Origin of the sequence: Paranoxybacillus vitaminiphilus (assembly GCF_003259935.1) — a bacterium.
Taxonomy (GTDB): Bacteria; Bacillota; Bacilli; order Bacillales; family Anoxybacillaceae; genus Paranoxybacillus; species Paranoxybacillus vitaminiphilus.
On the sequence record NZ_QLMH01000001.1, the window covers coordinates 286,156 to 299,724 of the forward strand.

Annotated in this window: 12 protein-coding genes; all 12 read left to right on the forward strand. The window is 41.4% G+C overall.

Annotated features, from left to right (window positions below):
- Positions 1 to 9 precede the first annotated feature (9 nt).
- Positions 10 to 870, forward strand: coding sequence for a ribosome biogenesis GTPase YlqF (gene ylqF, locus B0I26_RS01495; protein ID WP_181502662.1), 861 nt, complete (start codon positions 10 to 12; stop codon positions 868 to 870).
- 172 nt (positions 871 to 1,042) lie between these two features.
- Entirely contained in the window at positions 1,043 to 1,825 is a 783-nt protein-coding gene (locus B0I26_RS01500) for a ribonuclease HII (protein ID WP_111643893.1), read from the forward strand.
- A gap of 8 nt (positions 1,826 to 1,833) precedes the next feature.
- Positions 1,834 to 3,561 (forward strand): hypothetical protein, encoded by a 1,728-nt coding sequence (locus tag B0I26_RS01505; RefSeq protein ID WP_111643704.1) that lies wholly within the window; start codon positions 1,834 to 1,836, stop codon positions 3,559 to 3,561.
- Entirely contained in the window at positions 3,558 to 3,839 is a 282-nt protein-coding gene (locus tag B0I26_RS01510) for an EscU/YscU/HrcU family type III secretion system export apparatus switch protein (protein ID WP_111643705.1), read from the forward strand. The genes B0I26_RS01505 and B0I26_RS01510 overlap by 4 nt, the downstream gene beginning before the upstream one ends.
- A 152-nt stretch (positions 3,840 to 3,991) precedes the next feature.
- Positions 3,992 to 5,152: an ADP-forming succinate--CoA ligase subunit beta gene (gene sucC / locus B0I26_RS01515; RefSeq protein ID WP_111643706.1), complete on the forward strand. Its 1,161-nt coding sequence runs from the start codon at positions 3,992 to 3,994 to the stop codon at positions 5,150 to 5,152.
- A gap of 17 nt (positions 5,153 to 5,169) precedes the next feature.
- Positions 5,170 to 6,072 (forward strand): succinate--CoA ligase subunit alpha, encoded by a 903-nt coding sequence (sucD, locus tag B0I26_RS01520; RefSeq protein WP_111643707.1) that lies wholly within the window; start codon positions 5,170 to 5,172, stop codon positions 6,070 to 6,072.
- 77 nt (positions 6,073 to 6,149) lie between these two features.
- The gene (gene dprA, locus B0I26_RS01525) at positions 6,150 to 7,043 is read left to right on the forward strand and encodes a DNA-processing protein DprA (protein ID WP_111643708.1); all 894 of its coding nucleotides are present in this window, start codon (positions 6,150 to 6,152) and stop codon (positions 7,041 to 7,043) included.
- A gap of 99 nt (positions 7,044 to 7,142) precedes the next feature.
- Entirely contained in the window at positions 7,143 to 9,218 is a 2,076-nt protein-coding gene (topA, locus tag B0I26_RS01530; RefSeq protein WP_111643709.1) for a type I DNA topoisomerase, read from the forward strand.
- Positions 9,219 to 9,251: 33 nt separating this feature from the next.
- Positions 9,252 to 10,592: an FADH(2)-oxidizing methylenetetrahydrofolate--tRNA-(uracil(54)-C(5))-methyltransferase TrmFO gene (gene trmFO / locus B0I26_RS01535; RefSeq protein ID WP_409991396.1), complete on the forward strand. Its 1,341-nt coding sequence runs from the start codon at positions 9,252 to 9,254 to the stop codon at positions 10,590 to 10,592.
- 62 nt (positions 10,593 to 10,654) lie between these two features.
- Positions 10,655 to 11,557, forward strand: a complete 903-nt coding sequence (xerC, locus tag B0I26_RS01540; protein WP_111643711.1) for a tyrosine recombinase XerC — start codon at positions 10,655 to 10,657, stop codon at positions 11,555 to 11,557.
- A 34-nt stretch (positions 11,558 to 11,591) separates the two neighbouring features.
- Entirely contained in the window at positions 11,592 to 12,134 is a 543-nt protein-coding gene (gene hslV / locus B0I26_RS01545) for an ATP-dependent protease subunit HslV (protein ID WP_111643712.1), read from the forward strand.
- Between the two features lie 20 nt (positions 12,135 to 12,154).
- Positions 12,155 to 13,552, forward strand: coding sequence for an HslU--HslV peptidase ATPase subunit (hslU, locus tag B0I26_RS01550; RefSeq protein ID WP_111643713.1), 1,398 nt, complete (start codon positions 12,155 to 12,157; stop codon positions 13,550 to 13,552).
- Positions 13,553 to 13,569 lie beyond the last annotated feature (17 nt).

Genomic DNA, 13,569 nt, shown 5'->3' on the forward strand with positions numbered 1-13,569 from the left:
AGTAAGTAGGTGGCATTGATGACGATTCAATGGTTTCCTGGCCATATGGCCAAAGCAAAACGCGAAGTTCAAGAAAAATTAAAGTTCATTGATATTGTTTTTGAACTTGTTGATGCGCGCATTCCGACGTCATCGAGAAACCCGATGATTGATGAAATTCTTGTGAATAAGCCGCGGATTATGCTGTTAAATAAAGCTGATATGGCTGATGAAGAAATTACGCAGCAATGGATTGCCTTTTTTCAAAAGCGGCATATAAAAGCGTTAGCCATCGATTCGCAAGCGGGAACAGGGGTAAAACAAATTGTTGCTGCAGCGAAAGAAATGTTGAAGCCGAAATTTGAAAAAATGGTGGCAAAAGGAATTAAAAATCCAAGGGCGATGCGTGCGTTAATTGTCGGTATTCCCAACGTCGGGAAGTCGACGTTAATTAACCGGCTAGCTGGAAAACATATTGCAAAAACAGGAGATAAGCCGGGAGTAACAAAGGCACAGCAATGGATTAAGGTAGGCAAAGAAATGGAGCTGTTGGATACTCCGGGGATTTTATGGCCGAAATTTGAAGATGAAGAAGTTGGACTGAAGCTTGCGACAACGGGAGCAATTAAAGATACGATTTTAAATTTACAGGATGTTGCTGTCTATGCGTTAAACTTTTTAAAACAACATTACCCGGATCGGTTAAAGGAGCGCTATTCGCTTACTGAAATCCCCGAAGACATTGCGGCTCTTTTTGACGAAATCGGCAGACGTCGCGGCTGCTTAATGAGCGGCGGATTAGTCGATTACGACAAAGTAGCCGAGCTTGTATTGCGTGAAATACGCACAGAAAAGCTGGGACGGCTGAGCTTTGAAAAACCAAATGAATAGCGAAAAAGAGGATGACCTATAAGTGTCTGACCTTACATGTCTATAACCACATATCTGTTTGTTTACGTCATTGTATTGGGAGGCTGACACTTTGCTTTTAGGTCAGCCTCTTTATTTTTTCGCGATGGTTGACGATATAAATAATATAAGAGAGGAAAGTGAGTCATTAAAAATGGGAAAACAAACGGTGAAAGAGATTGAGCAAATATTAGCAGCGATTACTGACGAACAGGACCCTAGATTTCAACACATTTGTGCGGATGAACGAAAAAGCGTCCAAAAGCTTGTTGTGCGCTGGCATAAGCAAAAAGAACTTGAAGCCGCGCAAAAAGCACGATTTGAACAAATGTCACGCTATGAGCGGGAGCTGTATGAGCAAAACGTTCAATATATAGCAGGTGTTGATGAAGTGGGGAGGGGCCCGATTGCTGGTCCGGTTGTTGCCGCCGCCGTCATTTTGCCGAAACATGTCTATTTGCCGGGCTTAAACGATTCGAAGAAACTGTCAGAATCGAAACGTGAGGAGCTTTATACGCAAATTATGAATTGTGCTGTTTCAATCGGCATAGGAGTGGTTTCAGCTGCGGAAATTGATCAGCTCAATATTTATCAAGCAACAAAGAAAGCGATGGTGCAGGCTGTGCAACAATTAACACCACAACCTGATTACTTATTGATTGATGCGATGGAACTGCCCGTTTCCTTCCCGCAGCTTTCAATCGTCAAAGGAGATGCCAATAGCATTTCCATTGCGGCAAGTTCGATCATTGCCAAGGTAACACGCGATCGCTTTATGAAAGAACTAGGAAATCAATATCCCGAATATGGATTTGAAAAACATATGGGATATGGAACGAAAGAACATTTAGAAGCAATACAAAAATACGGAATCATTTCTGAACATCGAAAATCATTTGCACCTGTCCGCGAAGCAATGCAAATACAAAAGGAGTAAAGAGAGCTATGCTTCAAAATATTCAATCATTATTGGCATTGGCGCACCATTCTTTTCAAGGAGCAAAAGAAGGTACGTTACGACACGAGCAAATTGTGTACGGAAAAGTAAATAAAATTTATCCAAATCATACAGCGGTTGTGCAAATCGGCAGACATAGCTTTGTTGCCAAACTGGAAACACCTCTTACGGTAAATGCACAATATTGGTTTCAAGTCTTGTATGACAATCAAACGTTAACGCTAAAAGTATTAGAGCAATTCGAGCAGCCGCTGTTGGATAGTCAAAATAAAGAGGAATACGCCGCTGAACAATTGCTCAAAAAGTGGAGTCTGTCGGATGATGCCGGCCGCTTATTGCGCTTTTTGCTTAAGCAAAACCTTCCGATCATTAAAAAACATCTTCTTCAAGCAGCGCAATGGATAGAGAAAACAGAATATACAGATGCTGCTTTGCAAGCAATCAAATTAATTTATGAAAACAACCTGCCATTTACAAAAGAAACATTTGAAGCGATGAAGTCGCTGGGAAATTCACAGCCGTTTTATAAGCAGTTAATTTATGTAAGAGACGTATTGGAAAGCTTACCGCAGCGGACAGAAACGGTTCAAAAGCTATTAGAGAAATTAAATATGCTGCTTGAGGGACAGGTAAAAGGCACGGCAAAACAATGGAATCTTTCGCTGCTGGCACATTGGCTGAACACGAAACAGACGGACGCACAGCAAGCCTTTTCGCTTCTTCAAAAACTTGGTATTTTTCCGCAAGAAAGGACGGAGAAGGACATATTACAAACAGCCGGAAAACAGCTGTTTGAAGCGGAGCAGTCTTCTCCTGACAGCACGGGAGTAAAAAAACAATTAGCGGAAATCGTTGCCCGTCTGCAAACAGCGCTCCGCTTGGAAAACAACGAACAATATGAGCGGCAGTTTCGTTTTCTCTTGTCACTTTTGCAAACAGAAGAAATCAATGAAACAAAATTGATAGAGCAGTATAAATCATTGCTATTTGACAAACATTTATCAAAAAGTGAGCGTCAGTTACTCGAAACCATCATTTTGAACGATATGGATGACTGGAATGGCAGCGTTGGAGACAGGCTTGCAAAAGAAATGAAACAAATGATTCAATCGCTTGGATTGCAGTATGAGGCTGACTTACAATCTGCGGTCAAGGCCAAAACGATGAAAGACGCATCATTTGACGAGTTAAAGCCGCTGTTGTTAAAGGTACTGCAAGAGTTTTCTTCTCATTCTGTCGTCAAGGAGGCCGTTGAACCGGTCATCCATCGCCTGACAGCCCAGCAGTTGCTCAGCCAGGAACAAGGACCGATTCAACATATCTTTTTGCAGCTTCCTTTGCGATTAGGGGAACAGCTAACAGATGTGACCGTGCAATGGCACGGGAAGAAGCAGGAAAACGGTCAAATTGATCCAAACTATTGCCGTATCCTCTTTTATTTACAGCTGCCGTTTTTAAAAGAAACCATTATTGACGTTCATATTCAAAAGCGTGTCGTAAACATTTCGATAATGACAGAAGTAACGGGATTGGAGCCCATCATCGCTTCGATGCAGCCAATGCTAAAAGAAAATTTTGAAAAACTTCGCTATAAACTATCGGCCGTAAAGGTTGTTCAACCGGTGAAACAACATCAACGTGATGATTCACTTCTTCGCTTTTCGGCTGTACAATTGACACAAGGAACATATTCAGGGGTGGATTATCGCATATGAATGAAAAGCAAAAAATAAAGCAAGCGATCGCCTTGACATATCGTCCTGACCGAGATGAAGCTCCTGTTGTTACAGCGAAAGGAAAAGGATATGTTGCTGAAAAAATTATCGAAACGGCAAAAGAGCATCAAGTGCCTATACACGAAGATGCATCGCTTGTAGAAATGTTAAGCCAGCTGCAGATTAATGAAACGATACCAGAAGAATTATATCAAGTTGTAGCGGAAATTTTCGCGTTTGTTTATCGTGTCGAAAGGCGGTTAGCGGAAGAAGAATAATAAAATTTTGTAAAATTAAGAGCGTTGCCTCTTATTTTTTTATTGAGTTGCAGGATTTTTGAATTTTGTGTCAAAAAGGTAGACAATGTGTAAAGTGACATTATACAATGAAAGCGCTAGTATTTTTATTTTTATACATAGGAGGATGGGATATGAATATTCATGAGTATCAAGGCAAAGAGATCCTCAGAAGCTATGGGGTTGCAGTGCCAAACGGCCGCGTTGCATTTACCGTTGAAGAAGCAGTGGAAGCGGCAAAAGAGCTGGGAAGCAAAGTTTGTGTTGTAAAGGCGCAAATTCATGCCGGTGGACGCGGAAAAGCCGGAGGGGTAAAAGTAGCGAAAAGTTTAGATGAAGTTCGTACATATGCAAGCGAATTGTTAGGCAAAGTGCTTGTTACTCACCAAACAGGACCTGAAGGAAAAGAAGTAAAGCGCCTTCTTATCGAGGAAGGATGCGATATTAAGAAAGAGTATTATATTGGATTAGTAGTCGATCGCGCGACTTCCCGCGTTGTTTTAATGGGTTCTGAAGAAGGCGGAACAGAAATTGAGGAAGTAGCGGCGAAAACACCAGAGAAAATTTTTAAAGAATACATCGACCCTGCTGTCGGCTTACAGGCGTTCCAAGCTCGCCGTATGGCGTTTAACATCAATATTCCAAAAGAATTAGTGAATCAAGCAGTTAAATTTATGATGGGGCTTTATCAAGTTTTTGTAGAAAAAGACTGCTCCATTGCGGAAATTAACCCGCTTGTTGTAACAGGAGACGGCAAAGTCATGGCGCTTGATGCGAAATTAAATTTTGACTCTAATGCGTTATACCGTCATAAAGACATTTTAGAATACCGTGATTTAGATGAAGAAGATCCAAAAGAAATTGAAGCATCTAAATATGACTTAAACTACATCGCCCTTGATGGAAATATCGGCTGCATGGTCAACGGTGCCGGTCTTGCGATGGCGACGATGGATATTATCAAATATTACGGTGGAGAGCCGGCAAACTTCTTGGATGTCGGCGGAGGTGCAACGACAGAAAAAGTAACAGAAGCATTCAAAATCATTCTTTCTGATCCGAAAGTAAAAGGCATTTTTGTTAATATTTTCGGCGGCATCATGAAGTGTGATGTGATTGCCAACGGTATCGTTGAAGCGACAAAACAAGTTGGTTTAGAACTTCCGCTTGTTGTTCGTTTGGAAGGAACGAACGTTGAATTAGGTAAGAAAATTTTAGAAGAGTCTGGACTAAATATTACGGCTGCTGAGTCAATGGCTGACGGCGCACAAAAAATCGTGGAATTAGTAGGATAAGAAGGCGGGGGAGAAATATGAGCGTTTTTGTTAATAAGGATACAAAAGTAATTGTACAAGGAATTACAGGTTCTCAAGGGTTATTCCATACAAAGCAAATGTTAGAATACGGAACGAAAATCGTTGGCGGCGTGACGCCAGGAAAAGGCGGCACAGAAGTGGAAGGTGTTCCTGTATTTGATACAGTTTCCGAAGCGGTAGAGAAAACAGGAGCAAACGCATCCGTTATTTACGTTCCTCCTGCATTTGCTGCTGATGCGATTATGGAAGCAGTCGATGCGGAATTAGATCTTGTCGTTTGCATTACAGAAGGCATTCCTGTGCTTGATATGGTCAAAGTAAAACGTTACATGGAAGGCAAGAAAACGCGTTTAATCGGACCAAACTGCCCGGGTGTTATTACGCCTGAGGAATGTAAAATCGGCATTATGCCTGGTTACATTCATAAAAAAGGTCACGTTGGTATCGTGTCCCGCTCTGGTACATTAACATATGAGGCTGTTCATCAGTTAACACAAGCAGGTATCGGTCAATCAACAGCGGTTGGCATCGGCGGTGACCCTGTGAACGGAACAAACTTTATCGATGTATTAAAAGCGTTTAATGAAGACGAAGAAACATACGCTGTTATCATGATTGGCGAAATCGGCGGTACTGCTGAAGAAGAAGCAGCTGAATGGGTAAAAGCGAACATGAAAAAACCTGTTGTCGGCTTCATTGGCGGTCAAACAGCGCCTCCAGGAAAACGGATGGGACATGCTGGTGCGATCATTTCCGGCGGTAAAGGAACAGCAGCGGAAAAAATTAAGAAAATGAACGAGTGCGGCATTAAAGTAGCGGAAACACCAGCTGTAATCGGCGAAACGTTAATTTCTGTTCTTAAAGAACAAGGTCTTTACGAAAAATGTAAAACTCATTAATGTCAAAAGTCCCACATGGAGCGTATTTTCGTTTCCATGTGGGATTATTTTCTTAGGAATAGAGAAAGGAGAATTCGATGTATTCGTCTGTACGTGAACGGCTCGTTCATCTTCACCATTGTCGCGGTGTTGGCTGGAAATCGATTGCCCGTCTATTTCAGCTCGATTCCTCACTTTCCTCGATTTTTACCCTCCCTTACACAACTCTTGCCTCTTACCTCTCCATTACGAAAGAACAAAGTTTATTATTTTACCAAGATTTACATTCCATCTCGATTCAAAGTATGATAAAAACATATAGGGAAAAAAATATTCATATCGTGACGATATTAGATCAAGAATATCCTGACTTGTTAAAGAATATATATGATCCACCATGGGTCTTGTATGCAAAAGGAAATGTGGAATGGATGAACGTGCATAAACTCATCAGCGTTGTCGGTACACGAACGCCGACAAGCGAGGGTTTGCAGGCAGTGCAATCACTTGTTTGGCCATTAGTGAAAAAAGGATGGATGATCGTCAGTGGACTTGCTTCAGGTATTGATACGGCTGCTCATCAAGCGGCCATCCAATATGGTGGAAAAACCATTGCTGTGATTGCCGGGGGATTATCCCATATTTATCCGAAAACAAATCTTGCCTTAGCTAATGAAATAATGAAAAACCATCTTCTTATTTCGGAATATCCGCCGCATATAAAGCCGCAAAAATGGCAGTTTCCGTTGCGCAACCGCATTATTAGCGGACTTTCGCTTGGAACGGTTGTCATCCAGGCAAACGAACGGAGCGGTTCGTTGATTACTGCTCAGATGGCGTTAGAACAAGGAAGAGAAGTATTTGCCGTTCCGGGCTCCATCTTTTTAGAGCAGGCAAAAGGAACGAACCGCCTCATTCAGCAGGGAGCAAAATTAGTATTATGTTCCGAAGATATTACCGACGAATTTACCTATCTTTTTCCATTAAAATAAAGAAGCCTGAAAATTTTTCATAAACTTGTTTGACAAATACGATAAGAATCATTAATAATAATGAAGATTTTAATTTTACCTCTTAAGGGAGGAAGATGGATGTCCGACTATTTAGTAATTGTAGAATCACCTGCTAAAGCAAAAACAATTGAAAGATATTTAGGAAAAAAATATAAGGTAAAAGCATCAATGGGACATGTTCGCGACTTGCCAAAAAGCCAAATGGGCGTTGATATAAATAATCATTACGAGCCGAAATATATAACGATTCGCGGCAAAGGACCAGTCATTAAAGACTTAAAAACAGCAGCGAAGAAAGCAAAGAAGGTATTTCTTGCTGCCGACCCTGACCGTGAAGGGGAAGCGATTGCTTGGCATTTAGCGCATATGCTTGATTTAGACATTCATTCTGATTGCCGTGTCGTTTTTAATGAAATTACGAAAGATGCGATTAAAGAATCGTTTAAACATCCGCGGGCAATCAATATGCATTTAGTCGATGCACAGCAAGCTCGTCGCGTACTTGACAGACTGGTAGGCTATAATATAAGTCCGCTCCTTTGGAAAAAAGTGAAAAAAGGGTTAAGTGCTGGACGAGTGCAATCGGTCGCTTTAAGATTAATTATTGATCGGGAAAAAGAAATTAAGGAATTTAAACCGGAGGAATATTGGACGATTCAAGGGGAGTTTCTAAAAGGAAACGAAACATTTGAAGCTTCCTTTTACGGAGTTGATGGAAAAAAACTTGAATTAAAAACGGAGGAAGACGTTCAACAAGTTTTAGCCCGAATGAAAGGGAACGGTTTTACCGTTCAAACCGTAACAAAAAAAGAACGGAAAAGAAATCCGGTTCCACCGTTTACGACTTCTTCGCTGCAACAAGAAGCGGCACGCAAGCTGAATTTTCGGACAAAGAAAACGATGATGCTCGCCCAACAGCTATATGAAGGCATTGACCTTGGAAGCGAAGGAACGGTCGGTTTAATTACATATATGAGAACGGATTCAACCCGGATATCGGAAACGGCACAGCAAGAAGTGGTGGCATACATTGAAGCGACATTTGGCAAAGAATACGTTTCACAAGAAAAAAGAAAAGAAAAGAAGAGCACAACTACTCAAGATGCTCATGAAGCGATTCGCCCTACTTCCACGTTAAGAGAGCCAAATTCGATTAAAGAATATTTGACTAGAGATCAGTACCGTTTGTATAAACTAATTTGGGAGCGGTTTGTTGCCAGTCAAATGGCTCCAGCGCTTCTTGACACAATGAGTGTCGAACTGGTGAATGAAGGGGTGCTGTTCCGGGCGACAGGCTCAAAAATCAAATTTCCAGGCTTTATGAAAGTATATGTAGAAGGAACAGATGATCAAAGCGATGAACAAGATCGCCTCTTGCCGGATTTAACAGAGGGAGAAAATGTTTTCAGCAAAGACATTATCCCGAAGCAGCATTTTACACAGCCACCTCCTCGTTATACGGAAGCGCGTTTAGTAAAAACGTTAGAAGAGCTGGGAATCGGCAGACCGTCCACATATGCACCGACACTTGACACGATTCAAAAAAGAAATTATGTTGTATTGGAAAACAAGCGATTCGTACCAACGGAGCTAGGGGAAATTGTTTTAGAACTGATTTTAGAGTTTTTCCCGGAAATATTGGATGTTGAGTTTACTGCCAAAATGGAGAAAAGTCTTGATGAAATTGAAGAAGGAAAAGTGGAATGGGTAAAAGTTATCGATGAATTTTATCGTGAATTTGAAAAGAGGCTTAAAATAGCGGAAAAAGAAATGAGAGAAGTAGAAATAAAAGATGAACCGGCCGGGATTGACTGTGAACAATGCGGCAGTCCGATGGTTTATAAAATGGGGAAATTCGGGAAATTTGTTGCATGTTCCAATTTTCCAGAGTGCCGTCATACAAAGCCAATCGTAAAAGAAATCGGCGTAAAATGTCCGCGCTGTCATGAAGGCAACATTATTGAACGAAGCAGTAAGAAAAGGCGGATCTTTTACGGATGTGACCGCTTTCCAGAATGCGATTTTGTTTCATGGGATAAACCGCTTGCCCGTTCATGTCCGAAATGTGACAGCATGTTAGTTGAAAAAAAGCTGAAAAAGGGTGTACAAGTACAGTGTATGGAATGTGATTATAAAGAGGAACCACAATCATAACGGTGAGCGGCCCACGGTCCTCACCGCTTTTATGTGCAGCTAGTAAAAATAGGAGGAATAAAAAAGATGGCTCAACCAATTGTCAATGTAATCGGTGCGGGGCTCGCAGGCAGTGAGGCAGCATGGCAGCTGGCGAACCGCGGCGTGCAAGTGCGTCTATATGAAATGCGTCCGGTCAAGCAAACACCGGCTCATCATACGGATAAGTTTGCGGAACTTGTTTGCAGCAATTCGCTGCGGGCTAATTCACTAACAAATGCAGTCGGCGTTTTAAAAGAGGAAATGCGCAGATTGAATTCTGTTATTATTAAAGCTGCGGATGAATGTTCCGTTCCTGCAGGAGGAGCGCTTGCTGTAGACCGTCATGAATTTGCTGCAAAAGTGACAGAGTTAGTTAAAAACCATCCGAACGTGACGGTCATCAACGAAGAAGTAACAGACATACCGGAAGGTCCGACCGTCATTGCGACAGGGCCTTTAACGTCAAAAGCTTTGTCTGATAAATTAAAAGAGCTGACTGGGGAAGAATATTTGTACTTTTATGACGCAGCGGCTCCGATTGTCGAAAAAGACAGCATCGATATGGAAAAAGTATATTTTAAATCCCGTTATGATAAAGGGGAGGCAGCCTATATTAACTGTCCGATGACGGAAGAAGAGTTTGATCGCTTTTATGAAGCATTAATTTCCGCGGAAACGGTCCCGTTAAAGGAGTTTGAAAAAGAAATATATTTTGAAGGCTGCATGCCGATCGAAGTGATGGCTCAACGCGGTAAAAAAACGTTATTATTTGGCCCGATGAAGCCGGTTGGCTTAGAGGATCCGCGAACAGGAAAACGGCCATTTGCCGTTGTACAGCTCCGCCAAGATGACGCAGCAGGCACGCTGTATAACATCGTTGGTTTTCAAACGCATTTAAAATGGGGAGCGCAAAAAGAAGTCATTCGCCTTATTCCTGGGCTTGAGAATGCTGAAATTGTCCGATACGGTGTTATGCATCGAAATACGTTTATCAACTCGCCAAAGCTGCTCAAGCCAACATACCAATATAAATATCGCGAAGATTTATTTTTTGCCGGACAAATGACAGGCGTGGAAGGGTATGTTGAGTCAGCGGCTTCCGGTCTAGTTGCTGGAATCAATGCTGCTAATCTGGTTCTTGGCAAGCAATTAGTCGTCTTTCCGCCAGAAACAGCGATCGGAAGCATGGCGCACTATATTACATCGGCAAATCCAAAACATTTTCAACCGATGAACGCCAATTTTGGCTTATTTGCTCCGCTTGATGAAAAAATCAAGGACAAAAAGAAAAAAAATGAACGATATGCTCAAAGAGCCTTAGAGACAATTCAGAATTTTATAAAAAAATCATGAAAATTCATTGCAAGGGCTACTGAATTATGTTACTATTTAGTAGCCTTTGTGAGGTGTTGCGCATGGAAAATGTGAAAATTCCGTTAAATTTGTTTATTGAATATTTACAAATTGAAAAAAATTATTCAGAATATACTATTGTGTGTTACAAGCGCGACATAGAAGAATTTATTGAATTTATGAAGCGGGAAGCCATCGCTGACTTTAGTGAAGTAACGTATGCAGATGTGCGCTTGTTTTTAACGGATTTGCATAAGAGGCATCAAGCAAGCCGTTCAGTTGCAAGAAAGATTTCCAGCTTGCGAAGTTTTTATAAATTTTTGTTGCGTGAAAAAAAAGTAGAGGAAAATCCTTTTTCACTCGCTTCTTTGCCGAAAAAAGAGCAAAAAGTTCCTAAATTTTTATATTCTGAGGAATTAGAAAGTTTATTTCATGTCAATGATTTAAATACAGCTATCGGTCAACGCAATCAAGCGCTGATTGAGCTTTTATATGCGACCGGAATACGCGTAAGTGAATGCTGCCAAATCCAACTTACGGACATCGATTTTTCTGTTTCAACGATTCTCGTTCATGGTAAAGGAAAGAAACAGCGCTATGTACCGTTCGGCAGTTATGCAAAAGAGGCTCTCGAACGGTATATTCGTGATGGAAGAGAACAGCTGCTGCGAAAAGCAAAAACGAGTCACAAATATTTATTTTTAAATTTTCGCGGGAATCCATTAACCCCCCGCGGCGTGCGCAATATTTTAAATGAAATAGTAGAAAAGGCAGCGATTACCCAGAAAATTAGTCCGCATGTTCTCAGACATACGTTTGCGACTCATCTTCTCAATGAAGGTGCTGATATGCGTACGGTTCAAGAGCTGTTAGGGCATGCTCATCTTTCATCGACACAAGTTTATACTCATGTAACGAAAAATCGTTTGCGCAATATTTATTTACATACACATCCGCGGGCATAGAAAAAGCCGCCGATTGTAAGGAGGTTCATACAAAGTGGAGAAATTTCACGCAACGACCATTTTTGCGATTCGACATAACGGGAAATGCGCGATGGCTGGAGACGGCCAAGTGACGTTTGGCAATGCCGTTGTCATGAAACATACAGCGAAAAAAGTTCGTAAATTATTTCAAGATAAAGTGCTTGCCGGATTTGCCGGCTCTGTTGCCGATGCATTTACACTGTTTGAAATGTTTGAAGGTAAGCTTGAAGAATTTAATGGCAACTTACAACGAGCGGCTGTTGAATTGGCTAAAGAATGGCGCAGTGATAAAATATTACGCCGATTAGAAGCGATGCTGATTGTGATGAATGAAAATCACTTGCTTTTAATTTCTGGCACCGGAGAAGTCATTGAACCGGATGATGGAATTTTGGCGATCGGTTCAGGAGGCAACTATGCTTTAGCGGCTGGGCGGGCATTAAAGCAATATGCTGGAGAACATTTGACGGCAAGAGAAATCGCTAAAGCAGCTTTAGAAATTGCAGCAAATATATGTGTATATACAAATGACAATATTATAATAGAAGAACTGTAATAGAGAGGAGGGAGAGTAAAATGAAAGAAAATTTAACGCCGCGGCAAATTGTGGAAAAGCTCGATCAGTTTATAGTCGGGCAAAAAGAAGCGAAAAAGGCAGTGGCGATCGCCTTAAGAAACCGTTACCGCCGCAGTTTGCTCGATGAAAAATTACGAGATGAAATCGTTCCAAAAAATATTTTAATGATCGGACCGACCGGGGTAGGTAAAACAGAAATTGCAAGAAGGCTCGCAAAGCTTGTCGGCGCGCCGTTTGTAAAAGTAGAAGCGACAAAATTTACGGAAGTCGGTTATGTCGGCCGCGATGTCGAATCGATGGTGCGCGATCTTGTTGAAACCTCTGTGCGTCTTGTGAAAGAAAGAAAAATGAACGAAGTAAGAGACCGCGCTGAGGAACAAGCGAATAAGCGGCTTGTTGAATTATTAGTTCCGGGCAAGCAAAAACAGACAATGAAAAATCCGTTTGAATTGTTGTTCGGCGGAGGACAATCCACTCAGCAAGAGACAAGCAACTCTTTCGATGATCAATACATTGAAGAGAAAAGAAAACAAGTTGCTGCAAAACTTGCAAACGGTGAATTGGAAGATGAATTGGTTACCATTGAAGTAGAAGAACAGCAAGCGATGATGTTTGATTTTTTGCAAGGAACAGGCATTGAGCAAATGGGGATGAACGTGCAAGATGCATTAAGCAGCTTGATGCCGAAAAAACGAAAAAAACGGAAGTTGAAAGTAAGTGAAGCGCGAAAAGTTTTAACGAATGAAGAAGCACAAAAGCTGATTGATATGGATGAAGTAACGCAAGAAGCGGTTCAACTTGCCGAACAATCAGGAATTATTTTTATTGATGAGATTGATAAAATTGCCAGAAAGGGGCAAAGCGCTTCTTCCGCCGATGTTTCGCGTGAAGGGGTGCAGCGCGATATTTTGCCAATCGTCGAAGGTTCGACCGTGATGACTAAATACGGTCCTGTAAAGACAGATTATATTTTATTTATTGCTGCCGGTGCCTTTCATATGGCGAAGCCTTCTGATTTAATCCCGGAATTGCAGGGCCGTTTTCCGATTCGTGTAGAACTATCGAAACTTACGGTCGATGATTTCGTAAGAATATTAGTCGAGCCGAATAATGCGCTTATTAAGCAATATACAGCTTTATTGGCAACAGAAGGTATACAACTTGAATTTTCAGACGATGCTATTCGTAAGATTGCAGAAGTAGCCTTTGAAGTAAATCAAAATACAGATAATATCGGAGCTAGACGCCTTCATACCATTATGGAAAAACTGCTGGAGGATTTATCGTTTGAAGCGCCGGAAATTACGCTTCAAAAGATAGTGATCACTCCGCAATACGTTGAGCAAAAATTAGGCAATATCGTAAAAAACAAAGATTTAAGCCAATTTATTTTGTAGTGTTAATGAGGAATAGG